The sequence below is a fragment of the Streptantibioticus silvisoli genome, assembly GCF_027947535.2.
Lineage (GTDB): Bacteria > Actinomycetota > Actinomycetes > Streptomycetales > Streptomycetaceae > Streptantibioticus_C > Streptantibioticus_C silvisoli.
Genome location: NZ_JAAGKO020000004.1, coordinates 92,970 through 117,507 on the forward strand (window position 1 = coordinate 92,970; position 24,538 = coordinate 117,507).

General features: G+C 74.1%; 17 protein-coding genes. 7 read left to right on the forward strand and 10 right to left on the reverse strand.

What is annotated here, in order from left to right; all coding sequences use genetic code 11:
* Positions 1–137: 137 nt before the first annotated feature.
* Positions 138–1,871, reverse strand: a complete 1,734-nt coding sequence (locus POF43_RS04455; protein WP_271323383.1) for an ABC transporter ATP-binding protein — start codon at positions 1,869–1,871, stop codon at positions 138–140.
* Between the two features lie 289 nt (positions 1,872–2,160).
* Here POF43_RS04455 and tatA point away from each other — a divergent pair, with 289 nt between their 5' ends.
* Complete coding sequence (gene tatA / locus POF43_RS04460) at positions 2,161–2,439, forward strand: Sec-independent protein translocase subunit TatA (RefSeq protein WP_271314546.1); 279 nt, start codon at positions 2,161–2,163, stop codon at positions 2,437–2,439.
* Between the two features lie 237 nt (positions 2,440–2,676).
* Positions 2,677–4,101 (forward strand): hypothetical protein, encoded by a 1,425-nt coding sequence (locus POF43_RS04465; protein ID WP_271323382.1) that lies wholly within the window; start codon positions 2,677–2,679, stop codon positions 4,099–4,101.
* A gap of 277 nt (positions 4,102–4,378) precedes the next feature.
* Here POF43_RS04465 and POF43_RS04470 read toward each other — a convergent pair whose 3' ends face one another.
* Both POF43_RS04470 and POF43_RS04475 read right to left on the reverse strand, forming a co-directional pair.
* A complete protein-coding gene (locus tag POF43_RS04470; protein ID WP_271316377.1) occupies positions 4,379–5,914 on the reverse strand; it encodes an ATP-dependent DNA ligase in 1,536 nt (511 codons plus the stop codon).
* A gap of 90 nt (positions 5,915–6,004) precedes the next feature.
* The gene (locus POF43_RS04475) at positions 6,005–6,475 is read right to left on the reverse strand and encodes a DUF7144 family membrane protein (protein WP_271316376.1); all 471 of its coding nucleotides are present in this window, start codon (positions 6,473–6,475) and stop codon (positions 6,005–6,007) included.
* 168 nt (positions 6,476–6,643) lie between these two features.
* Here POF43_RS04475 and POF43_RS04480 point away from each other — a divergent pair, with 168 nt between their 5' ends.
* The 3 genes from POF43_RS04480 (at position 6,644) to POF43_RS04490 (ending at position 10,335) form a co-directional block, all read left to right on the forward strand.
* Positions 6,644–8,161, forward strand: coding sequence for an MFS transporter (locus tag POF43_RS04480; RefSeq protein ID WP_271324664.1), 1,518 nt, complete (start codon positions 6,644–6,646; stop codon positions 8,159–8,161).
* Between the two features lie 13 nt (positions 8,162–8,174).
* Positions 8,175–9,134 carry a D-2-hydroxyacid dehydrogenase family protein gene (locus tag POF43_RS04485; protein ID WP_271324665.1) on the forward strand — a complete coding sequence of 320 codons (960 nt, stop codon included), beginning with the start codon at positions 8,175–8,177 and terminating at the stop codon, positions 9,132–9,134.
* An 85-nt stretch (positions 9,135–9,219) separates the two neighbouring features.
* Positions 9,220–10,335 carry a lipid II:glycine glycyltransferase FemX gene (locus tag POF43_RS04490; RefSeq protein WP_271324666.1) on the forward strand — a complete coding sequence of 372 codons (1,116 nt, stop codon included), beginning with the start codon at positions 9,220–9,222 and terminating at the stop codon, positions 10,333–10,335.
* A gap of 94 nt (positions 10,336–10,429) precedes the next feature.
* Here POF43_RS04490 and POF43_RS04495 read toward each other — a convergent pair whose 3' ends face one another.
* Positions 10,430–11,545 (reverse strand): XdhC family protein, encoded by a 1,116-nt coding sequence (locus POF43_RS04495; protein WP_282704412.1) that lies wholly within the window; start codon positions 11,543–11,545, stop codon positions 10,430–10,432.
* Positions 11,546–11,807: 262 nt separating this feature from the next.
* Between POF43_RS04495 and POF43_RS34765 the strand changes: the two genes are divergently transcribed.
* Entirely contained in the window at positions 11,808–12,230 is a 423-nt protein-coding gene (locus tag POF43_RS34765) for a DUF6344 domain-containing protein (RefSeq protein WP_282704413.1), read from the forward strand.
* A gap of 644 nt (positions 12,231–12,874) precedes the next feature.
* Here POF43_RS34765 and POF43_RS04505 read toward each other — a convergent pair.
* From POF43_RS04505 to POF43_RS04520, 4 genes are all read right to left on the reverse strand, one after another.
* Positions 12,875–15,349, reverse strand: coding sequence for a DUF4132 domain-containing protein (locus POF43_RS04505; protein ID WP_271324185.1), 2,475 nt, complete (start codon positions 15,347–15,349; stop codon positions 12,875–12,877).
* Positions 15,349–15,750, reverse strand: a complete 402-nt coding sequence (locus POF43_RS04510) for a hypothetical protein (RefSeq protein ID WP_271315833.1) — start codon at positions 15,748–15,750, stop codon at positions 15,349–15,351. Before POF43_RS04510 ends, POF43_RS04505 begins: the two co-directional genes overlap by 1 nt.
* 95 nt (positions 15,751–15,845) lie before the next feature.
* Complete coding sequence (locus POF43_RS04515) at positions 15,846–18,131, reverse strand: YncE family protein (protein ID WP_271324186.1); 2,286 nt, start codon at positions 18,129–18,131, stop codon at positions 15,846–15,848.
* Between the two features lie 296 nt (positions 18,132–18,427).
* Complete coding sequence (locus tag POF43_RS04520) at positions 18,428–19,927, reverse strand: cryptochrome/photolyase family protein (RefSeq protein WP_303659151.1); 1,500 nt, start codon at positions 19,925–19,927, stop codon at positions 18,428–18,430.
* 384 nt (positions 19,928–20,311) lie between these two features.
* Here POF43_RS04520 and POF43_RS04525 point away from each other — a divergent pair, with 384 nt between their 5' ends.
* Positions 20,312–21,463: a DUF5954 family protein gene (locus POF43_RS04525; protein ID WP_271324188.1), complete on the forward strand. Its 1,152-nt coding sequence runs from the start codon at positions 20,312–20,314 to the stop codon at positions 21,461–21,463.
* A 116-nt stretch (positions 21,464–21,579) separates the two neighbouring features.
* Here the strand turns inward: POF43_RS04525 and POF43_RS04530 are convergent, their stop codons facing one another.
* Both POF43_RS04530 and POF43_RS04535 read right to left on the reverse strand, forming a co-directional pair.
* Positions 21,580–21,768 (reverse strand): MbtH family protein, encoded by a 189-nt coding sequence (locus POF43_RS04530; RefSeq protein ID WP_271318075.1) that lies wholly within the window; start codon positions 21,766–21,768, stop codon positions 21,580–21,582.
* A 708-nt stretch (positions 21,769–22,476) separates the two neighbouring features.
* Positions 22,477–24,468, reverse strand: coding sequence for a non-ribosomal peptide synthetase (locus tag POF43_RS04535; protein ID WP_271325504.1), 1,992 nt, complete (start codon positions 24,466–24,468; stop codon positions 22,477–22,479).
* Positions 24,469–24,538 lie beyond the last annotated feature (70 nt).

Below are 24,538 nucleotides of genomic sequence, written 5' to 3' on the forward strand. Positions count from 1 at the left end.
CGCGGGCGACGGGCTCGGGACCCCTGCGGGGTGCGGGGGTGGTCACTGACCCTCCTCGTGGGTGTCGTTGACGCCGGTCGCGCGGGTCCGCAGGACCGCGGGAGGCCGGGTGACGACGGCCGGGCGCGGGGTGGTCATCACGCCGCCTCCTGCTCGGTGAGCTGCGACAGCACGATCTCGCGGTACGTCTCGTTGTCCGCCATCAGCGTGGCGTGGGTGCCGTTGCCGACCACCCGGCCCTGGTCGAGCACCAGGATGCGGTCGGCGTCGCGGATGGTGCTGACCCGCTGGGCCACGATGATCACCGTGGCCTCCCGGGTCTCCCGGGACAGCGCGGAGCGCAGCCGGGCGTCGGTGGCGTAGTCCAGGGCGGAGAAGGAGTCGTCGAACAGGTAGATCTCCGGTCTGCGCACCAGGGCTCGGGCGATGGCCAGGCGTTGCCGCTGGCCGCCGGAGACGTTGCTGCCGCCCTGGGATATCGGCGCCTGCAGGCCGTCGGCCATGGCCTCGACGAAGTCGCGGGCCTGCGCGGTCTCCAGGGCCCGCCACAGCTCCTCGTCGGTGGCGTCCGGCCTGCCGTAGCGCAGGTTCGACGCGACGGTGCCGCTGAACAGGTACGGCTTCTGCGGCACCAGACCGATGATCCGGGCCATCAGGTCCGGCGCCAGCTCCCGCACGTCGACACCGTCGACCAGCACCTGGCCGCCGGTGATGTCGAACAGCCGGGGGACCAGGCCCAGCAGAGTGGACTTGCCGCTGCCGGTCGAACCGATGATGGCGGTCGTCTCACCGGGCATCGCGGACAGGGTGATCTCGCGCAGCACCGGTTCCTCGGCACCCGGATAGCGGAACTCCACGTCGCGCAGTTCCAGCACGCCGTGGCGCGTGGTGGTGGTGACCGGGGTGGCCGGCGGCACGACGGAACTGTCGGTGGCCAGCACCTCCTGGATGCGCTCGGCGCAGACCTCGGCGCGCGGGATCATGATGAACATGAAGGTGGCCATCATGACGCTCGTCATGATCTGCATCAGATAGCTGAGGAACGCGGTGAGCGCCCCGATCTGCATGTGGCCGCTGTCGATGCGGTGGCCGCCGAACCACAGCACCGCGATGCTGGAGAGGTTCACCACCAGCATGACCAGCGGGAACATCATGGACATCAGGCGCCCGGCGCGCAGGGAGACGTCCATCAGGTCGCTGTTGGCGCCTTCGAACCGCTCGCGCTCGTGAGTGTCGCGGACGAACGCACGGATCACCCGGATGCCGGTGATCTGTTCGCGCAGGACCCGGTTGACGTTGTCGATGCGCTCCTGCATGCCGCGGAACAGCGGCCGCATCCGGCGCACGATGAGCGAGACGACGACGCCCAGCACCGGGACGATGACCAGCAGCAGCGCCGACAGCGGCACGTCCTGGTTGAGCGCCATCACGACGCCGCCGACACACATGATCGGTGCCGAGACCATCATGGTGAAGGTCAGCAGCGCCAGCATCTGCACCTGCTGGACGTCGTTGGTGGTACGGGTGATCAGCGAGGGTGCGCCGAAGCTGCCGACCTCGCGGGCGGAGAAGGACTGCACGCGGCCGAAGACCGACCCGCGCAGGTCGCGGCCGAGCGCCATCGAGGTGCGGGCACTGAAGTACACCGCCCCGATGGAGCAGAGGATCTGTACCAGGGTCACCACGAGCATCACGCCGCCGATGGACACGATGTAGCCGGTGTTCCCCTTGACCACGCCGTTGTCGATGATGTCGGCGTTGAGGGTGGGCAGGTAGAGCGTCGCCAGCGTGGAGATCAGCTGGAGAAGCACGATCACGAGAATGGATGAGGTGTAGGGCTTCAGATACGCCCGCAATAGTCGGACCAACACATCGCGAGGGTACGGGAGCCTGCGCCCGACGGCGTCGGGAATACGGAGGAGTGTTGTTACGGTCCCCGTACAGGCACCGCGATGGCGGGGCGGGACAGGCCGCGGCGGGAGGCCGACCGGCGTCCGGCGCACGGCCCGCGGCGTGACCGGCACCACGTTCCGGCCGCCGCCCGGATCTTTGCCCCGGGCCCGCTCCCCTATTCAGCGGCCGTCAGCGATACTCCATGGGTAACGGTTCGCCGGTTCGTACGGGGATATTTCGTACGGGGATATACAGAAGGAGGCACCGGTGTTTCGCAACGGTCTGGAACCCTGGCACCTGATCATCGTCCTTGTCGTCGTGTTCTTGCTGTTCGGTGCCAAGCGCATGCCCGACACCGCCCGCGCCCTCGGCAAGTCGCTGCGCATCCTCAAGAGCGAGACGCGCGCGCTGAAGGAGGACTTCAAGGAGGGCCACTCCGGCGAGAACGACGGGGTCGCGCACAAGACCATCAAGGCCGCTCCCGGTGAGTCCGCCGCCCGGCAGGTCCCGGTCGCCGAGCCCGAGCCGGAGACCACCCAGCGCTGACCTCCTGAGACGCTCCCCGGCCGGCCGGTCCGCCCGGGGCCGGTAGGACGCCGACCCCGCAGCGGGCCGCCGTCGCGTTTCCGGATACCCGCGGGGCCGTCGCCGCGCATCCGAGCCACCCGCCGCCAAACCTCTGCAATCAGGGGTGTTTGTCCGTTTCATCCAGTACCGTGGGCTTATGACTTAGGCAATGCATTGGTCAATTAAGTCAAAAGTCACGGTCAAGGAGAGGCGTTCATGCACCTGGCCACCGGGCGGCTCAGCCGACGCCCCCTGATGCTGCTGATCGCCGCGCTGCCGGCGGTCCTCGGCGGATTCGCCCTCGCCGGCGGTCCGCTGTCGTCCTCCGCGCACGCGGTCACCGGTATCGACACCGCGGCCACCGCGCTCCAGCACGGGCCGGTCTACGTGGACCCACGCGTCCAGAGCCAACTGCCCAAGGCGCAGGCCACCGCTCTGGCCGACAAGATCAAGAAGGCCGACAAGCCGCTCTTCGTCGCGGTCCTGCCGGCCAACGGCCAGTTCCCGGCCCGGACCGTGCTCCAGGACCTGCGAACCTCCGTCGGTGTCACCGGCGTCTACGCGATCCACCTCGGGGGCGGGTTCAACGCGGGCGCCGACCCGCAGGTCATGCCGCCCAACGCGGTCGCCAACCTGGTGGGGGACGTCAAGCGCAACGACGCCTCCTCGACAGGCACCGAGCTGAACGCGTTCGTCGACCGGGCGCTCCCGCAGGCCAGCGGCTCCGCCCCCCGTTCCTGGTCCGGCGGCTCCAACGAGCCCGCGGGCAACAGCGGTGCGGGCTTCGTCAGCGGCCTCGTGGTGCTCGCCGTGGTCGCGGTGCTCGCGGTCGGCGGCGGCTTCGCCTTCCGGCACCGCTCCCGCACCCTGCGCGCCCGCCGCGACCACGCCCAGCTGGACCGGTTGCGTACCGTCGTCGACGAGGACATCACCGCCTACGGCGAGGAACTCGACCGGCTCGACTTCTCCCCCGGCGACCCGTCCGCCGACGACGCGATGCGGCGCGACTACCAGCAGGCGCTCGACGCCTACGAGAGCGCCAAGGCGAAGATGGCCGCCGCGCGGGCGCCGCAGGACGTGCGGCCGGTCACCGGGACGTTGGAGGAGGGCCGGTTCGCACTGGCCACGCTGGCCGCCCGCCGCGCGGGTGAACCGCTGCCGGAGCGCCGCCCGCCGTGCTTCTTCGACCCCCGGCACGGCCCCTCGGTCCGCGACGTCGTGTGGACCCCGGTCGGCGGCAGCCCGCGCGAGGTGCCGGCCTGCGCCGCCGACGCGACACGGCTGGAGGACGGCGACGAGCCGATGGCGCGGACCGTGGAGACCGCGTCCGGCCGGCAGCCGTACTGGAACGCCGGACCGATGTACGGCCCATGGGCCGGCGGCTACTTCGGCGGCGGCCTGCTGCCCGGCCTGCTCGTCGGCACCATGCTCGGCGGCGCCATGGCCAGCCCCTCCTACGGGTACGCCACCGGCGACGAGGGCACCGGCTACGACGCCGGCGGCGGCCCGGACGGCGGCGACTACTCCGGCTCCGACTTCGACCCCGGTGACTTCGGCGGCGGCGGATTCGGCAACGGCGGCGACGGCGGCTTCGGCGGCGGAGGAGGCGGTGACGGCGGCTTCGGCGGGGGAGGGTTCTGAGGGGGAGGTTTTCGGGGGCGGCGGAGGATGCGGATGCGGGGAGCGGGACGCGTGCGGGCGGGTGCCGGTGCTGGCGGTTGCCGGTGCCGGCGGCTGCTGGTGGGGAGTCGTCGGACAATCAGCCCATCAGCCCATCAGCCCCGCCGCCTGCCGCCTGCCGCCCCGCCGTCCGTCCGCCGCCCCGCCCGTCCATTGCCCCGCCGGCCCAACCGCCCCGCCCGGCCATTCACCGCCCCGCCGGCCCGTCAGGCCCCCGCCCCGCCCGTTCACCAGCCCCTCAGCCCAGCAGCCCCAGAACCGTCTCCACCGTGTCCGACTCGGTGGCGGGCTTGTCCTCGCGGAAGCGGACCACGCGGGCGAAGCGCAGGGTGACGCCGGCCGGGTAGCGGGTGGAGCGCTGGAGGCCGTCGAAGGCGATCTCGACGACGAGTTCGGGCCGTACCCGCACCACGAAGCCGTCGTCGTCGGTGGCCAGCGACCGCAGGTGATCGGTCTGCCAGGCCAGCATCGAGTCCGTCAGACCCTTGAACGTCTTGCCGAGCATCGCGAACGAGCCGTCCGGACGGCGGGCGCCCAGGTGCAGGTTGGACAGCTTGCCGGTGCGCCGCCCGTGGCCCCATTCGGCGCCGAGCACCACCAGGTCGAGGGTGTGCACCGGTTTGACCTTCAGCCAGGCGGAACCGCGCCGCCCGGCCCGGTACGGCGCGTCCAGCGCCTTGACGACGACGCCCTCGTGACCGCGGTCCAGCACGCCGACGGCGAACTCCCGCGCCCCGCGCCGCACGTCGGGCGAGCCGGGTTCGGCGGCCACCATGCGGCGCACCCGGCGCGGTTCCGGGGCGATGCGGGCCAGTTCGGCGTGGCGTTCGGTGGTGGCCAGTTGGAGCAGGTCGCGGCCGTCGACCGCGAGCAGGTCGAAGAAGACCGGCGAGACCGGCAGGGTCGCCTGCTGGCCCTCGACGTCCAGCCGGGAGCCGACCCGGGAGGCGGTCTCCTGGAACGGCCGGGGGCGGCCCGCCGGATCCAGCGCGATCACCTCGCCGTCCAGGATCGCCTGGTCGACCGCCAGTTCGCGGGCGGCCGCCACGACTTCGGGCAGCCGGTCGGTGATGTCCTCCAGCGTGCGGGTGAAGATGCGCACCCGGTCGCCGTCCCGGTGCACCTGCACCCGTATGCCGTCCAGCTTCTCCTCCAGCACGCACGGGCCGAGCCGGTCGAGCGCGTCGTCCACGTCCTTCGCGCTGTGCGCCAGCATCGGCAGCACCGGGCGGCCGACCTCCAGCCGGAAGTCGGTCAGCGCGTCCGGGCCGCGGGCCAGCAGCGCCTCGGCGACCGCGCCGAGCGAACCGCCCAGCATGACCGCGCGGCGCACGTCGTCGGCCGGCGCCCCGACCGCGGCGGCCAGGCCCTCCACCGCCAGCGCGTCCAGCGCGCCCTGCCGCAGTTCGCCGCCGATCAGGCCCAGCAGGAACGATTGCTCGGGTTCGGTGGCGGCGCCCATCAACTCGCCGATCAGGTCCCGGCGCCGCGCCTGCGCCCCCTTGCCGGAGACCGCCGCGATCCGGTTGAGCGCCGCATGCACGCCCAGCACCGTCAGCCGGGGCTGCGCCGCGGGCTCGAAGCGTTCGCGCAGCGTGCTCCAGCCGACGCCGATCCGCCGCTGGGGCAGCCGGCCGGCCAGATACGTGATGACCACCGGAGCCTCGCTCGGTTGCGCGTCACGGAACAGCCGGGCGAGGGCGGCGGTCTTCTCGTTGCGGGCCGGAGTGCCCGCTACCTCGCGGGAGATCCGGGCGACGTCTGCCAGCAGCATGCCCTCATGGTCGCCCACCGAGCCCCCTCGTGCCCGTCTTCCGGCGGATCCGCCGAAGGTTTCCGGTGAACGCCGTGCCCGCGGGGCCCGCTACCGGGCCGAGGTGCGCGCGCCGCCCCCTTGGTCGCCGCGGCGGTAGACGCACAGCGCCCACAGCACGAAGACGTCGATGGCGATGACCACCAGGGCCCACAGCGGGTAGTAGGGCAGGAACATGAAGTTGGCGAACATGCTCAGGGCGACCACGAAGATGCCCAGGTAGCGCGCCCAGTTCAGCCCGGCGATCACCCCGAGGCCGACGATCGCGACGGCCGCGCCGACCGCGATGTGGATCCATCCCCAGCTGGTCACGTCGAACTTGTAGGTGTAGTTCCCCGTCGCCGCGTAGACGCCGTTCTTCGTGACGCCCACCGCGCCCTCGAAGATGCTGAGGATGCCGTTGGCGACCATCATGATGCCCGCGAAGAGCACCAGCCCGGCTGCCCACGGACTGCGCTGCCGCTCGGTGTGCGAGGACGGCGGCGGTGTCATGGTTGACGACCGCCCGGTTGCCTGCGCCATAGCTGCCTCCCGTTGTATAGGCCAATGGCATGATCAGCGTAGCAATGGGGTGATAATTCCTCTATGTGAGTTTTATAGGGTCCCCCGGGCGTCCGGCAGCCGGACGACGGCCGACTCGCCCTCACCGGGTGACCGCCGCCGGGCGTCCGCCGGGGGAGCATCGTCCCCATGACAGCTGAGGCGGTGGCGGCCGGCGGCATCCGGCTCAAGAGCGGACGCGGGCGGTGGGTACTGATCACCGCCGTCCTGGGATCGGGCATCGCACAACTGGACGGCACGGTGGTCAACGTCGCGCTGCCGCGGATCGGCGAGGACCTGCACGCCTCGCTGGCCGCGCTCCAGTGGACGGTCAACGCCTACATGCTGACGCTGGCCGGGCTGATCCTGCTGGGCGGCTCGCTGGGGGACCGGTTCGGCCGGCGGCGGCTGTTCGTCATCGGCACGGTGTGGTTCGCCCTCGCCTCGGCCGTCTGCGGGGTGGCGCCCGACGTCACGGTGCTGATCGCGGCCCGTGCCTTCCAGGGCATCGGCGGCGCGCTGCTCACCCCCGGGTCGCTGGCGCTGATCCAGGCCACCTACGCCGAGCAGGACCGCTCCCGGGCGGTCGGCGCCTGGTCCGGCCTGGGCGGGGGCGCCGCGGCCGTCGGACCGTTCCTCGGCGGCTGGCTGGTCGACGGGCCCGGCTGGCGCTGGGTCTTCCTGATCAACCTGCCGGTCGCGGCGGTCGCCGTCGGGCTCGCGCTGCGCCACGTGCCGGAGAGCCTGGACCAGGACGAGACCGGCTCGTTCGACGTGCAGGGTGCCGCGCTCGCCGCCCTCGCGCTGGCCGGACTGACGTACGCGCTGGTGGCGGCGCCGACCGGTGGCGCCTCGCCCGCGGTGATCGGCACGGCGGTCGCGGCGGTCGTGCTCGCGTACTGCTTCATCCGGCGGGAACGTCGGACCGCTCATCCGATAATGCCGTTGGACCTCTTCTCCTCCCGGCTGTTCAGCTCGATCAACATCATCACCTTGTGCCTGTACGCGCCGCTGATGGGCGTCTTCTTCCTGCTGCCGGTGCAGTTGCAGGTCTCCAACGGCTACGACGCGCTCCAGGCGGGCCTGGCGATCCTGCCGATCACCGTGACGATGCTGCTGCTGTCCTCCCGGTCGGCGGCGCTGGCCGGACGCATCGGGCCGCGCCTGCCGCTGACCGTCGGCCCGCTGGTGGCGGCGATCGGCATACTCATGCTGCACCGGGTCGGCCCCGGCCACGCCTACGTCTCGACGCTGCTGCCCGCGCTGCTGGTGCAGGGGCTCGGCATGGCGGCGTTCGTCGCGCCGCTGACGTCGACCGTGCTGGCGGCCGTGCCGGTGGCCAGGGCGGGCATCGCCTCCGGCATCAACAACGCCGCCGCCCGCGCGGCCGGGCTGGTCGCGGTCGCCGCGCTGCCGCTGGCGGTCGGCCTGTCCGGCGACGAGTACGCCTCCGGTCCCGCCGTGCACCACGCGTTCGGCACCGCGGTGATCCTGTGCGCCGCGCTGATGGCGGCCGGCGGCGGGGTGGCGTGGCTGACGGTGCGTTCCCCGCACCCCGGCCCGGCCGCCGCGGCGCCGCAGTGCACCGTCAACTGCGGCATGCAGGCCCCGCCCCTGGAACCGCGTGATCGCGGCGGGAGACTGTCGGGGACCAACGAGGAACGGTGAAGGGGAGCATGCGATGCGCATCGCGGTGATCGACGACTACAACGGCGTGGCGGCGGAGCTGGAGTGCTGGCGGGGGCTGCCGCAGGGCTGCGAGGTGACGTTCTTCGCCGACCACCTCGACGCACCGCAGGACCTGGTCGAGCGGCTGTCGGGCTTCGAGGCGGTCGTGTGCATGCGCGAACGCACCGCGTTCGGCGAGGCGGTGCTCGGCGCGCTGCCCGGACTGCGGCTGCTGGTGACCACCGGTCTGAAGAACGCCGCGATCGACCTGCCGGCCGCCGCCCGGCTCGGCATCACCGTCTGCGGCACCCGGATGCCGTCCTTCCCGGCGGCCGAGATGGCCTGGGCGCTGATCCTGGAACTGGCCCGCCGCGCCGGAGCGCAGGACAGCGCGCTGCGGGCCGGCGTGTGGCAGGACGGCGTGGGCACCGGGCTCGACGGCCTGACGCTGGGCGTGGTGGGCCTGGGCCGCCTCGGCCGGCGGGTCGCCCGGATCGGCACGGCGTTCGGCATGGACGTGCAGGCGTGGAGCCCGAACCTGACGCAGGAACGCGCCACGGCGGCCGGCGACGGCATCCGGGCGGTCGGCAAGCAGGAGCTGTTCGAGACCTCCGACGTGGTAAGCGTCCACATGAAGCTCGCCGCGTCCACCACCGCGATGATCGGTGCCGAGCAGCTGCGCGCGATGCGCCCGACGGCGTACCTCGTCAACACCTCGCGCGGCCCGCTCGTCGAACAGGACGCGCTGGTCACCGCGTTGCGCGAGGGCTGGATCGCGGGGGCCGGACTCGACGTGTTCGACACCGAACCGCTGCCCGCCGATCATGTGTTGCGGCAGACTCGCAACACTGTGCTGACCCCGCACATCGGTTACGTCACCGGCGACACCTTCACGCTGGCCTACGGTGACGCCGTCGACGCGGTCACCGCCTACCTGGCGGGCGCTCCGGTGCGGGTCCTCGGCACCGACTAACGGCCGGCCGCCCCCCGCGGGACCCCGTGGGTGCGGCGGCCGGACCCCGCGGGCCGGCCGCCTCCGACACCCCGAAAGGACCCGTATGACCTTCCGACTGCGGACGATCAGCCGAGACGACCATCTGGCCTTCATCCGCGGGCTGGACTCCGCCAGCCACACGCAGGTGCCGTCCTGGGGCGGGGTCAAGCCGGACTGGCGCTCGGAGAGCCTGGGCTGGCTCAAGGACGGCGAGCTGCGCGGCACCGCGCTGGTGCTCTACCGGCCGGTGCCCAAGCTCAAGCGGTACCTCGCCTACCTGCCGGAAGGCCCGGTCATCGACTGGCACGACCCCGACATCGGCCGCTGGCTCTACCCGATGCTGGCCTACCTCAAGTCGCAGGGCGCGTTCTCGGTGAAGATGGGACCACCGGTGATCGGCCGCCGCTGGGACGCCGCCGCCATCAAGGAGGCGATCGCCGACCCGGCCGTCCACCGGCTCGGGGACCTGCCGCCGACCAGCGAGGACCCGCGGGCCGCCGCGCTGACCGACCGGCTGCGCCGCAACGGCTGGCGGCGCACCGGCGACGAGGAGGGCGGCTTCGGCGCCGGCCAGCCGCGCCACGTCTACCAGCTGCCGCTGGAGGGCAGATCGCTGGAGGAGGTCCAGCAGGGCTTCAACCAGCAGTGGCGGCGCAACATCAAGAAGGCCGACAAGTCCGGTGTGAAGGTCGTACTGGGCGGCTACGGCGAACTGCCCGCGTTCTACGAGCTGTACGCGGAGACCGCCGAACGGGACAAGTTCCTGCCGCGCCCGCTGGAGTACTTCCAGCGCATGTGGGACTCGCTGACCGCCGAGGACCCCGACCGCATGCGGCTCTACCTCGCCGAGCACGAGGGCGACACGCTGGCCGCCGCCACCACGCTCACCGTCGGCCGGCACGTCTGGTACTCCTACGGCGCCTCCACCAGCCGCAAGCGCGAGGTGCAGCCCAACAACGCCCTCCAGTGGCGGATGATCCAGGACGCGCACGCGGGCGGCGCCTCGGTCTACGACTTCCGCGGCATCACCGACACCCTGGAGGAGTCCGACCCGCACATCGGCCTGCTGCGCTTCAAGTCCGGCACCGGTGGCGGCGCCGCCGAATACGTCGGCGAATGGGACTACCCGCTCAACAAGCTGCTCCACAAGGCGCTCGACCTGTACCTCTCGCGCCGCTGAGCAGCACCCCGCCGGGGACCTCGCGGCCGGCCGCCGGTGCGGGCTCCCGCCTCGGCGACCCCGCCGGCAACCCGGTCGGCGGGGCCGCCGGCCGTCACCGCGCTTCGGCCGGGCGGTGGATGTCGCCGGTCAGGCCGGTCAGCGGGCGCCCGGTGCCGCCCCAGCGGGCGGCGACGATCTCGGCGGCGATGGAGACGGCGGTCTCCTCCGGGGTGCGCGCGCCGAGGTCCAGGCCGATCGGGGACGCGAGCCGCCGCAGGTCCGCGTCCCCGACACCCTCCTCCCGCAGCCGCGCCACCCGGTCGTCGTGTGTGCGGCGGCTGCCCATCACCCCGATGTACGCGGCCGGGGTGCGCAACGCGGCGACCAGCAGCGGGATGTCGAACTTCGGGTCGTGGGTCAGCACGCAGATCACCGTCCGCTCGTCCACCGCGGTGCCGGCCAGGTAGGTGTGCGGCCAGGCGCGCACCACCTCGTCGGCGTCCGGGAAGCGCTCCGGGGTCGCGAACGCCGGACGCGCGTCGCACACCGTCACCCGGTAGCCGAGGAACGCGCCGATCCGCGCGGTGGCCGACGCGTAGTCGATCGCGCCGAACACCAGCATCCGCGGCGGCGGCGCGAACGTCTGCACCAGCACCGTCACCGGGTCCTCGCACCGCCGCCCGCCCCGCGTCGCGTACCGGCGCACCCCGTTGGCCCCCTGGGCCAGCAGCCCCCGGGCGTCCTCGGTGGCGGCCGCGTCCAGGCCGGCGTCCCCCAGCGTGCCCCCGACCCGGCCGGCCCGCAGCGTCAGCGTCGCCCCCAGTTCCGCCTCGCCGCCGGTGACGGTCAGCACCGCGACCGGCTCCCCGGCGCCGATCGCGGTGACGGCGCCGGCCAGCACGGCCCGCGGCCCCGGAGCACCGTAGGGGACCACCAGCACGTGCAGGGTGCCCCCGCAGGTCAGCCCGGCCTCGTACGCCTCGTCGTCATCGACCCCGTAGTCGTGCGACCGGGTGACACCGTCCTGGAGCGCCTGTGCGGCGGCCTCGTAGACCGCGCCCTCGACGCAGCCGCCGGAGACGCTGCCCACCACCCGGCCGTCGGCGGCCACCGCGAGCGCGGCGCCGGGATGGCGCGGCGCGCTTCCCTCCACCCCGACGACGGTGGCGAGTGCGAACGCGGTGCCGTCCTCGAGCCACCCGTGCAACGCGGGCAGGATCTCACGCATCGGCCTGGCCCCTCCTGTGGTCATGCGGTACCGCGGCCGGACCTGTCGGCCGTCCCATCCGGGAAAGCCTGCCAGGCGGCGCGGAATTCCCGACGGTGCACGGCGACCGAGGGGGTCCGCACGCCGGGAGGGGCCGTCCGGGTGGTGTTCATCAGAAAAGCGGCGCTCAGGTCGCGTAGATCCATTAAATCTGACATTGCGTACACATGATGAGGGAGAACACCTGACGAACCGATCTATACCGACCCGAGAGTGAGGGACCGTGGCCGTCACCAGCGTCACGAGGATCCGAAGCGTCATCCTCCACGCCTTCCGCGCGATTCTCGCCTACTTCGGCCTCGCAACCCCGGCCGCCGCCCCGCGCCCCCGGGCCGCCGCCCCCCGCACCGCCGCCGGTCTGATCCCCGCCCAGGGGCGTGCCGCCGCCGGTCCGTACGCGCCCGACGTGCCCCGGACCTCCGCCGTCGGGCGGCAGTTCGCCCCGCGCTCGCCGCTGGCCCGCGAACGGTCGCTGCCGCCCACCATCAAGCAGCGCATCCGCGCCGAGGCCCACGGCTCCTCGCCCTCGGTACGCCGGGTCGCCCAGGGCGACGACGGCGACGAGATCGCCGCGGCGGTCTCCGACGGCATGGCCTCCGCCGCGGTCTCCGCCCCCCGCAGGACCCGGGACGCGACGGACCGCTAGGGCCGGCCCCGCCGGTCCACGGTGGCTCTCCGACGCCCGGCGCACCCCAGCACGGCGTCACCGCGACACCCTGCCGAAACCCGGCACTCCGGCGCCGCGTACACCGGATGCACCGCACCGGACAACACCGCACGGGAAACACCGCACCGGACGGCACCGCACCGGCCAGCGCCGAACAGCGCCGCACCGGAAAGCACCGCACCAAGCAGCACCGCACGCGACAGCAGCGCACCGCACCGGACGCCTCCGATCCGCCTCGCTCGACGGAACGGACCCGGCCCGGGCGGAGCCCCGCTGCGCCGGTCCGGCCGCGCTCACGGGACGTTGCGCCGTGGGCACACCGATGACCCGGTTCCCTTCCCGGCCGGCACGCCGCGCACGCCGTCGCCGTCCGCAGCCGGGGGACGCGTCACCCACCGAGCACGACTTCCCAGCGGCGTGGCCCCGGGCCCGCCGCTCCGCGGGTGTCACCGCCCCGCGGCCGCCGGCCCCGGACCAGGGCCGATGCCGCGCTCCCTCACCGCGACCGGCCCCTGTGCTGTCCCCGCTCCCCCGCCGCGACCGCGCCCCCGATCCCTCCGCTGCCTGCGCCGCGACCGCGACCGTGCTCCCGCCCCCGCATCCCCACTCCGCTCCTCGAAGCCCTACAGCTGGCTCAGGATCGTCGGGTCGGTGATCGTGTCGTCCGCGGCGAGCAGCATCGCCTTGCTGAGGATCACCGACAGCGTCCGGTCGCCCTCGAACGGCAGGTAGCCGGTGTCGCCGCTGCCGGCCGCCTTCGGCACGACGCAGAGGTAACGGTCGTGCGGGGCGATGAGGATGTTGCCGGAGCCGAGGTGGATCCGGTACGTGTGGCGGGTGCCGCGGACGTGCAGGAAGCGGCCGTGCGTCTCGCAGCGGTCGCCGATCGCCAGCCGGGGCAGCAGACGGGTGAGCAGGTCGCGGCGGGTCTGCGCGGTCTGGTTCAGCTCGCCGAAGCCGTAGGAGTTCCAGTACCCGGTGTACCGCCCGGCCGGGCCGCCGTCCTGCCAGGTCGGGTCGTTGCCGACGCTGGTGACCCCGACGAACAGGTCGACGTCGCGCAGCACCTCGCTGAGCACGGGCGCCGGCACCGACTCCAGCGGCAGCGGGTCGACCCGCCTCCCGCCGGTGCGGTCCGCCGTCTCGTACCGGCCGGTGCCGCAGTGCGCCCGGTTGGAGGGGGCGTCGATCGGATAGAACCGCACCTGGTCGGTGCGCAGGTACAGGTACGCGCCGGAGTCGCTCAGCTCGGCGTGTCCCCCGCTGTCGTCCCCGGCCACCCAGAACTCGGCGCGCAGCCCCCAGTGCGGCAGTTCGCGCACCGGCGGCGGCACCGAGTCGTCCACGCACAGCCGCAGCCGGTCCGTCCAGCCGCGCACCGCGGCCAGCGAGTGGAACTGGTGCTGGCGCAGCACGTGCCCGGCGAACCGGTTGGAGTACGTGCCGGTGGTCCGTTCGGCGTCGGTCAGCAGGTAGACCTCGCGGTGGGCCTGCTTGAACGGCTGCGTGACGCCGCGCCGTTCCAGCGCCTCGCGCCAGGCCAGCGCCTCCTGCGGCGGCACGCCGACCGGATGCCACAAGGTGACCGGCGCGTCGTGCGCGGGCGCCGGCGGTTCGGTGTCGTCCAGGGTGCGCAGCGCGCCGTCGGCCCAGCCGCAGGTGACGCCGCCGACCGTCCACAGCAGGCGGCGGGCGAGGGTGCCGGTCAGCGGGTGGTCGAGGTACCGCTCGCGCCAGACGGCGTACGGCCACACGCGCCGGGCCAGGAACTGCCGGTCCAGCCGCTCGGACTGGGCGGCGAGCATCTTGTCGATGTCCTTCGCCGCCGCCTTCAGCTCCTTCAGCTCCTCGGCGAAGTCGCGGCGCACCGCGGCCGGTACCGACTTCACGGCCCTGCCCGCCGCGTTCCGCCAGCCGACCACCGCCCGGCCGCCGTCGACCCGCACCTCGGCGGTGCTGTCGCCGAAGGTCAGCCGCGCCCGGCCGACCCCGGTCAACCCGTGGACGGGGACGGCGAGTTCCTCGACCTCCTCGCGGGGCATGCCCAGGGCCGCGGCCTTCGCCTCCAGTGCGGCGTCCAGCAGCTTCAGGGTGCTCTTGTACGTCACCCGGGCCGACAGCCGGGCGATCTCGGCCAGCGCACAGGCGTCGTCGATCCGGGCCAGTGCCAGCACGCACGCGTTGGCGACCTTCGGGTTGCGCGGTCCCAAACCCGGCACCTTGCGCAGCGAGGTCTCCAGCAGGGCGCCGAGCGCGCGGGAGACCTCCGGGTGCGGGGGCAGCAGCGACAGCGTCCAGGCCAGGCCGCGCAGCGCGTTGGCGTTGAACGCGTCGCAGACCAGGTCGCCGCCGGTGACCGGCACGTGCGGCGGCCAGGGCGCGGAGCGGGGCCGGCCGGCCCGGGCCAGCCAGCCGGTGACGGTGGCCCGCACCTCGGACTCCGCGAGCCCCGCCAGCAGTTCGCGGGCGGTGGTGTCCCACGCGGCGTTCGGGCGGGCGGAGTTCGCCGTCGCGGCGTGCGCCACCAGGGCCGTCCAGCCGGCGTCCAGCCCGGCCAGCGCCTCCATGGCGAGGTCGGACCACTGCTCGCCGGGGTTGAGCACCGGTTCGGTCAGCCGCTTCGCCAGCGCCGGCAGCGCGCCGGTGCGGTACGGCTCCAGGCCCATGCGCCGGATCAACGCGACCGTCATCGGCGGCAGCCGACCGGTGGCGGCGAGTTCGGCCTCGGCCAGCGCGACGACGGTCTCGCTCTCCCACACCGTGGGGCGCGCCGACAGCTCCGCCAGCCGGTCGCGGCGGGCGGCGGCCATCCGGTCGTCCAGCCCCGGCGCGACCGCGTTCAGCAGCGTCAGCAGCGGCGGGCGGGCGCTGTCGCGGGTGCCGCTCGCGTGGTAGGCGGTGACGATCCGGTCGGCGAACCGCACGCGTGCCTCCTGGGGCATCCGGTCGAGGACGGCGCCCACCCCGTCGCCGGGGCCGCCCCGGCGCCCGTCGTGGTCGAGGACGGCGTCCAGCAGCACGGCGGCGGCCGCCTCCCAGTCGCCCGTGGCGGCCGCCGCCTCCATCCGCCGCCCGGTGCCGCCCCGGTCGGGGGACATCAGCCACCCACCAGGGGCACGAGCTTGAGGAAGGTGACCTCGGCGCCGAGGGCCAGCTCGATCCGCGCGTCCAGGTCCTCCACCTGCCGGTCGCCGACCAGCACCACGAAGCCGTTGCGGCCGAAGGCGGTCACCGCCCGCGCGAACTGCTCCTCGGCGTCGATCCGCCGCGGCTCGCGCGCCCGGGCGCCGTTGAGCGCGGTCTCCGTGCGGGTGGGCGTCACCAGGCCGCGGAACATCCGGGTGCCGGTGTGCGCGGCCGCGTTGAACTCGGCGACCTCCTGGAAGATCCTGCGGCGGATCAGCTCCCGCAGGCTCAGCCGTTCCTCCGCGACGGCGAGGGCCCATGCCTCGTCGCGCGATCCCGATGTCGTCTCGTCGACGAACGTGACCGTTGCCATGCGACGAACACTAGAACCGGGCACTGACAACGCCCCGCGGTCCATGGGCCGCGGGGCGTCGCCCCCGTGTCCGGCGCGCCGGGCGCCGGCCGTCGTCAGGCGCGGAACTCGAACGTGACCCAGGAACCGCGGGAGCCGTGGCCGGCGGTGCGCCCGTACGCGGCGCGGAACCGCAGGTGGGCGCCGATCGGGTGCGGGCCGGTCAGCCGGGCCAGCGCGGTCGAGGCCGTCCCGGTCCGGACGCAGCCGGCGCTCGCGATCGTCCGCCAGGCGTGGTCGTACCACTCCTGCACGGTGAACGCCACGCACGCGCCGTCCTTCGCGGGGGAGACCACCGCGCTCTGGAGCGGGTCGGCGGTGCGGTGGTAGACGGCGTACGTGGTGGAGCCGGACCGGACCGTCGTGTAGTAGCCCCGCAGGCTGTCGGAGACCGTCGCGTACGTCCGCACGATACGCGTGGCGGACGCCGGCGTGTACCGGCGGTTCCCCGGGTACGTGACGCTGAACGCCGTGGCCGTCGTGACGTGATACGTCACGACGAGGTCGCCGTGCGCATCGACGTCACCCGTCTTGACCAGCGTCTTCGTGCCGCCGGACGGTTGCGCCCACACGGACAGCGTCCGGCCGTCGTCCGGGGCGCCCAGGTGCGCGGTGACCGTGGCGAGCGCGTCGGGGGCGTAGGCGGACGCGTCGGTGGTCACCGCCACCGCGGCCGGGGTGCGCGTGACGTGGACGGTGGCGGTGCGCGAGGTCGCGTCGTGCGAGACGTCGCCCGGGTACACGGCGGTGTAGGTGACCGGGCCGCCGGTGGCCGGGGTGGTGGCGAGCGACCACGAGCCGTCCGCGTCGACGTCGGCGGTCCCCACGGTGACGGTGTGCCGTGCGTCGGTCGCGCGGACTTCGACGCTCTGCCCGGCGGCGAACGGTACCGGCGACGACAGCGTGCCGCTCACGGTCAGCCGGTGGCCGGCCGGCGCGGTGCCGGGCGCGTGCGCGGACACCGTGGCGGCGGCCCGCACCATGCCGATCGACGCGGTCGCCTGCGCGGGCAGGTGCAGCGGGTCGCCGTCGTAGGAGACCTGGTAGGAGACGTCGCCGGGGGCGGTCGCCGTGTCGGTGAACGAGAACGTGCCGTCGGACGCCACCGCCACGTCCGGCAGTTCGGTGCCGTCCGGGTCGGCGGCGTCGGTGCGCGTGACGTGTACGGTCTGCCCGGCGGCGAACGGCTCCACGGAGGTCATCCGCCCGCCGACGGTGTACTGCCGCCCCGGCACACCCGGCGAAGGGGCCCGCAGCGTCAGCGTGTTGTCGCCCTGTTCCGGGCTGTCGTACACCGTCAGGGCCGGATCGCCGCCCCCGCCGACCGCGTACAGCCTCGACCCGTCGGGGTCCCAGGCCAGCCCGGCCGGCGCGTTCCACCCCCGGTAGGCGCGGCGTACGGCGGACGCGCCGGAGCCGACGACCGCCACCCGCGCGTCGCGGCCCGAGCCGCCGGTCGCCACGGTGCCGTCCGGGGCGACCGCCACCGACCCGGCGCCGGAGCCGGTGCGATACGCGCCGTCGGCCGCCAGGTCCGGCATCCGGTACCGCAGCACGCTGTCCCCGGCCGCCGCGGCCACCAGGAGGTCGGCACCGTCCGGTGTGACCGTCATATCGCTGACGCCGTCGCCGACCGCCGCCCGGGTGACCGCCGACTCGACCGCGCTGCCGGAGGAGACGTCGTAGACCTCCAGCGTCGGCTCGGCGGCGTCGGCGTCGGAGCCGGCGTCAGCGTTGGCGCCGGTTCCGGCGGCGACCACCTTGCCGGGGTCCGCCGGGTCGGCGGCCAGCACCGGCGCGTCCCGCCAGGCCGGGGCCTGCCGGGTCACCGACGGTGTGCCGCGGCCGACGTCCACCGAGCCGAGGCCGCCGTCGGGGACCGTCCCCGCGTTCCCGGTGTACGTCCTGGCCTTCCCGGCGTAGGAGAACCAGATCCGCCCGCCGGCCGGTTCCACGTACCGCGGTGAACTGCCCCCGCCGGTGCGGTAACGCGTGCTCTCCGTCAAGGAGGCGGTGTCGATCGCCGCCACCGCGCCGCCGCGCGCGAGCGCCACGTAGAGCGTGCCGCCGTCCGGTGACAGGGCCATTCCGTCGGCGCCGGGTTCGCCGGCGATCGTGGTGACCCCGGCGCCGTCCAGGTCGGTCACCACGATCGCGTCGCCGTGGTAGCCGCCGCTGAAGAAGATGTGGTGGTGCGCCGCGTCCACCACCATGTGCGCGTAACCCGGCAGGCCGAGCGATACCGAGGCGTCCGCCGAGGCCGGTAATACCGGCAGCACGGCGCTGATCATCCCGGCCGCCACGGCTGTCGCCACGGCGGTCGGGGCCTTGCTGAAACGCATGAAACCCCCACGGTTTCCGCTGAACGAGGGGGGCGAGGGGGCCGACGCGTGCTGGACGCACCGCGACGCCGCGTCCGTCGCCGCAGGTTGGAGCACGCTTACCGTACTCGGCCGGGCGCCGGCCCCGCGCCGCGGTCCGGACGGCGCGGCACACGCGGCGGTACGGCCGGTCCCGGTCCGGGTGCCGTGCTCGGGTCAGGGTGCCGCGTTCCGGCCCGCGTGCCGTGTTCCGATCAGGGTGCCGCCTCCCGGTCCCGGTCCCGGCGCCGCGTTCCGGCACCGGCACCGCGGCCCGGTCAGGGCGGTCCGTCGTCCAGGCCGGCCCGCTCGTCCAGGAGCCGGCGCAGGTCCTTGAGCCGGTCGAGCCCCTTCACCGCCCGTGCCATCCGCGGGTTGCCCTCCAGCCGGTCGCGGTGCCGGTCGAGGAACGCCCAGTATCCGGCGGTGTACGGGCAGGCCCGCTCGCCGGTCCGCTCGGTCGGCCGGTAGGCGCAGCCGCCGCACAGGTCGCTCATCCGGTTCACGTAGGCGCCGCCGGAGGTGTACGGCTTGCTGGTCATCCGGCCGCCGTCCGCGTACTGCGACATCCCGACGACGTTCGCCAGCATCACCCAGTCGTAGCCGTCGACGAAGCAGCGGTGGAACCAGTCGGTCAGCTCCGCCGGGTCCCAGCCGCGTTGCAGGGCGAAGCTGCCCAGCACCATCAGCCGCGGGATGTGGTGCGTCCAGCCGCTGTCGCGCACCTGCCGCAGCACGGTGGCCAGGCAGCGCGCGGTCACCGCGTCCGCGTCCAGGTCCAGGAACCAGCGCGGCAGCGGCTGCGTGGCCCCCAGCGCGTTGCGGTGCCGGTAGTCCTCGCCGAAGTACCAGTACAGCTGCCATACGTACTCGCGCCAGCCCGCGACCTGCCGCACGAACCCCTCGACGCTGCGCATCGGCGCGTCGCCGGCCCGCCCGGCCGCCTCCGCCCGCCGCACGCACTCGTCGGGGTCGAGCAGGCCCAGGTTCATCGACGACGACAGCAGGCTGTGGCTCATCACCGGGTCGCCGGCGAGCATCGCGTCCTCGTACGGGCCGAACGTCGCCAGCCGGCCGGTGGTGAACCGCTTCAGCGCGTTCAGCGCCTCGCGGCGGGTGGCCGGGAAGACCCGCGGGCCGTCCCGTCCGACGAACGCCACGTCCCCGTCGCGCTCCCAGCGGTCGAGGTCGCGCCGCACCTCCTCGTCGACGGCGTCCTCGCGCGGCCGGTAGGGCGCCGGGACGTCGAGCGACTCCGCCCGGCGCGGCGGTGGTTCGCGGTTGTCGTGGTCGAAGTTCCACCGGCCGCCCAGGGGTTGGTCCCCGTCCATCAGCAGGTCCTGGGTGCGCCGCACCCAGTGGTAGAAGTCCTCCTGGCGCAACGTCCCCCTCGCGCCGCCGTGCTGGTCCGCCCACGCCGCGAACTCCACCCGCGGCACGAGGAATCCGCGGGCCGGCCGCACCTCGACGTTTCCCAGCCGCTCCACCAGCCCCGCCGCCGCCCGGCTGGTGGGGTGATGCACCGTCAGCCGCCGCCCCCGCGCGAACCGCTCGATCCCCTCCCGGTAAGTCTCCGCCCGCACGTACGTCACCCGCTCCCCCAGCTCCGCCGCCCGGTGCCGCATCGCCGAGAGCACCAGATGCGCCTTGGCCCGGTGGAACCGCCGGCGCCGGAAGACCGACTTCGCCTCCACCATCACCAGCGGCACCCCGTCCCCGGGCAGGAAGTGCGGGCCCAGCTGATCCCCGAACAGCCAGTGCGGACAACGCGAATCCAGGGCCACGCAAGCCTCCGGGGACGAGGGCGGAACGGTGAGATGATGGGCGTATTGTACCGCTTGACGGGGTTTGTTCGGCGGCTCGGGCGGTCGGGTTTCCCGGTTCTCCGGGGTCTCCCGGTCCTCCGGTCCCCTCTCCGGTCCCTTCCGGGGTGAGGTGCGCGGTCCGGGTCGCCATTACGCCAACCGGCCCCCGGCGCGATCCGTACCGTTGCCGGGGTGCCGCGTACGGGCCGGGCGCGTACCGGGGGGAGAAAGCGCTCGTGGGAGGCGTCGCGGAGGCGTTCGGGGGGCGCCGGGCGCCGGTGGCCGGGAAGCGCCGCCCAGGGTGACGGATTGCCGGATTCACCTCGGCGGCCGCGGAGTTGATGCAACGCTGGGTACATGACTCAGCACCCTGAGAACATCCCCGCGTACCGGACGATCCGGATGAGTCCACCCATCGAGCCGGTCCAGGCGCTCGCGGACGTGACGGCCTGGCAGGCGCGGGACCGCTATCCGGACGTCCGGTTCGCGGGCGGGCCGGTGTTCGGGGTGGCCAGGGAACGCGAAAGCGGCGGCTGGGAGCTGTACCCGCACTTCACCGGGATGGCGCCGCAGGACGCCCGCGACGCGATGGGGGCGCACTTCCGCCGGATGGCGCAGGACGCCGAGCAGGCCGGCGACGCGGCCGGCCGGGCGCAGTGCCTGCGGGCCGCGGAGACCATGGACTGGGAGCCGGTCGACGACATCACGGTGGCCGGCACCCGCTACCGGGTCGTGCGGGCCGAACGCTTCCTGCGCACCGGACCCGTCGGACCCGAACCGCCGCGCCCCACCGACCCCGACACCGGTGAGGTGGGCATGACCTACCGGGAGGTCGATCCGGCCGGCGGCTTCGTCATCGACCCCGGCACCGTGACCGGCCTGTCCGACGGCATCCTCACGATGGAGCTGCTCGGCGCCGTCTTCCCCCGCGGCACCGTGCCGGAGGACGTGCACCGGGACGCCAAGCACGCCGCCGCCACGCACCCCGGCGGCGTGCTGATGCCCGCGTCGTTCATGACCGTCGAACGCGTCGGCGGCCGCTGGCTGCCGAACGACTCCGGCACCTCCTGCACCCCGCAGAGCGCCCGCGACGGCCTCGCCTCCCACCTGCGCGTCATGGCGCCGTGGCGGCTGCGCCTCGACGACGCCGGCCGGGTCGCCTACAACGAGGCCGCCGACCGCCTCGACGCCGAACCGGGCAACCAACTCTCCGTCGACGGACGGCACTTCAGAATCGTGCGCGTCGAACGCCTCATCCGCATCGGCCCGGACGGCCCGGAGACCTCCCGGCCGTCCGACGCCGACCCCACACCGCCGGTCATGGTGCAGAACGAACAGCTGCGCGCGCAGGGCCTGCTGGACGAGAACGCCGGGGCCACCGAGGGCGACAACACCGAGATCGACGAGGCGACCCGGCGCTTCGAGAAGCTGTTCCTGGAGGAGCAGGAACGCCGCGCCGCCGCCCGGGAGGCCCGCAGAACCACCCGCGGCACCCCCGGCCAGGACTGACCCCGCCGGACGTCCCGCGCCCCCCGGCCCCCGCGGCCCGGCGCCCGCCGCGGACGAGGCGCCCCCGCCGCCCCGGCCGCTCGCAGGCCCGGGCTACGCCGGGGTGCGGGTCCGGACTACGCCGGGGTGCGCAGGTCCGTGCGGCGTTCCTCGATGTACGCCAGGCACCCCGCGCGGTCGGCGACCGGCAGCGCGACCTCCCAGCCGGGCGGCACCGCGGTGAACGACGGCCACAGCGAATGCCGGCCCTCGTCGTTGACCAGGACCATGAAGATCGCGTCGGGGGCGTCGAACGGGTTCGTCATGAGGGCGGGTTCCTTCGGTCGAGCGCGGCGGCGGGCGCGCTGAGTCGGGTGGCACGGGACGGCGTCCGTGCCGCGGTCCGGGCGCCGTCCACGCGCCCGGCCGGCCGCGACGCGGTCAGCGGGTCCCCGCCAGGGTGAAGAGGTCGTCGTCGGCGACCCGGCCGGGCCCGAGAACCCCGCGAACAGTGCCCGCGGCGTCATCGTGCGCGAACCGGCGCTCCCCAGACGGGTGTTGGAGCCGTCACAGGAGCTGTCACCGCTTCCGCTCTGCCCGCTGACGCCGGAACGGAAACGTTCCACGGGCTTTCGTGGTTCGGCGGAAGTCGTTCCACGGGGTCCTGCGGTCCGGCGGCCGGCAGCTCCTCGTGGCCGATGAAGTTCCTTGGGTTCAGCGGCAGTCGGAGCGAGCGAGGTGGTAACTGACCGCCTGGAAAGGGGACTTGCTCGGCACCGGTGCGGGGTTCGTGGCCAGGCGTGCGCAACGGGACTTGACCGCACCGGCGCGGTGTTCGGGGCCGAAGGATGCGCAACGGGACCTGACCTGCACCGGCGCTGGCTCAGCGGCCGGCGCAGGGGCGACCGGACACGACCGGCACCGGCACCGACTCCGGCACCGGTGTCAGTGGCCGGCGATGGGGCCCGAAGCGGGCGCCGGGGCGCGGAGGTGCGCCTCGCGCGGTCCCGGCGGTGTCACCGGTCCCGGCGGTGTCACCGGTCGCCGCGTTCGATCGCCGACGCCATCAGCTCCACCGTGCGCATCCCGTCGAACAGGTCGGACGCCGACAAGGCGGTGCCCAGCGCCTCCTCCACGGCCATCAGCAGGGACAACGCCGACGTCGGATCTCCGCCCAGCGAGAAAAAGTCCTCGTCCACCCCGACCGACGCCCGGCCCAGGGCGTACGCCCACAGCCCGGCCAGCGCCGCCTCCAGCGGGGTGCGCGGCGCGGCGCCGCGCCCGTCGTCCGGGTCGCCGGCCGCACCGGTGGCACCCGCCGGGCCGGTGAAGGCCGGCGAGGTGACCACCGTCAGCGGATCGGGGCCCTCCGGCCGGCCGCCGCCCGGCCGGAGGGTGTCATGGGGGGCCGCCGGCTCCGCCGCGGCGGTCTGCCGCGCGGCGGTCGACCGCGCCGGCCCCGGTTCCTCGCGCACCGCGCTCGCGCACACGCCCGCCGGAACGCCGAACCGCACACCGAGCAGCCGGGGCATCTCGCCCCGCACCGGCTTGCCCGAGGCGTTCAGCGGCAACTCGGCGCGGAACACGACCCGTTCCGGCACCTCGAACGCCGCCAGGTGCTCGACGGCGTACGCCCGCAGCGCCGCCTCGTCCACCGCCCGGCCCGGACGCGGCACCACCACCGCGGCGACGTGCTCGGTCGGCCCGTCCGGCACGCCGAACACCACCGCGCGGCCCACCGCCGGGTGGTTCAGCAGCACCTCTTCGACCTCGTGCGGACTGACCTTCTCCCCGCCGCGGTTGATCAGCTCCTTGGCCCGCCCGGTGATCGTCAGCGAACCGTCGGCGGCCAGTTCGCCCAGGTCACCGGTGCGCAACCAGCCGTCCACGAAAGCCTCGCCGGCGTCGTGCGGCCACACGTACCGCTCGATGACGTTGCCGCCGCGCACCACGATCTCGCCGCTCGCACCGGCCGCGGTGCTGACCGCGCCGTCCGCGCCCAGCACGCCGACCTGCGAGCCGGACGGCAGCATGCCCTGCGCCGTGCCGTCCTGCGGCAGCGGCGCGCACGCGATCTGCGACGCCTCCGACATCCCGTACGACTCGATCAGCGGCACCCCGAAACGGCTCTCCAGCTCCCGCTTCAGCCCGGCCGGCATCGGCGCCGCGCCGGAGCGGATGAACCGCAGCCGGGGCGCGACCAGCGGCCTGCCCCGCGAGGCGTCCAGCAGCGCCCGGTGCGTCATCGGGCTCGCCGAGAACCACGACGGCTCCAACTCCCCCAGCAACCGCAGCGTCCCGGCCGGATCGAACGCCGGCACGCACGCCATCGACGAACCGGACACCAGCGCCGTCACCAGACCGCCGACCAGCCCCTGCACGTAGAACAGCGGATTGAGGTTGAGCCGCCGGTCGCTCGCCGTCAGCCGGTACGCGGTCACCGACGCGCGCGCCGCCGCCAGCATCCCGGCCATCGTCAACGGCACGATCTTGCCCGCGGACGTGGTGCCCGACGTCCGCAGCAGCACCGACTCGCCCACCACCGGCGGCGCCGAACGCCGTCCGCACCGCAGCAGTTGGCCCGCCGGCGTCCCCGCGCCGAGCCGCCCGTCGTGGGCGACCACGTCCAGCTCACTGGTCAGCGCCGCCCGCCGCAACCGCCCCGGCGCGCCGTCGGCCAGCAGGATCGCGGTCGGCTCCAGCACGTCGAAGTACGCCTCGTACTCGTCCTGCGCCAGCCCCGGATTGACCGGGCAGCACACCGCCACGGACATCACCGCCAGCAACGTCACCGCGCTGTCGGGGTCGTTGGCCGCCGGTACCACCACACGGTCCCCGCGCCGCACCCCGCAGGCCGCCAGCCGGTCGGCGCCGGCCCGTACCCGTTCCGCGAGACCCGCGAACGTCAACGGTTCGGTGCCCGGCGCCAGCAGCGCGATCGCGTCGGGGGTGCGCCGCGCGCGGTCGTCCAGCACCTGCGCCAGGTGGGTGGCGTCGCCGTCGTGGGCCGGCTCGTCGTCCCGCATGCCACACCTTTCCGTTCACATCGCTCCACGCGGCGGTCGCACGCCACGCCCGATCCGGCGGCCAGGGGGG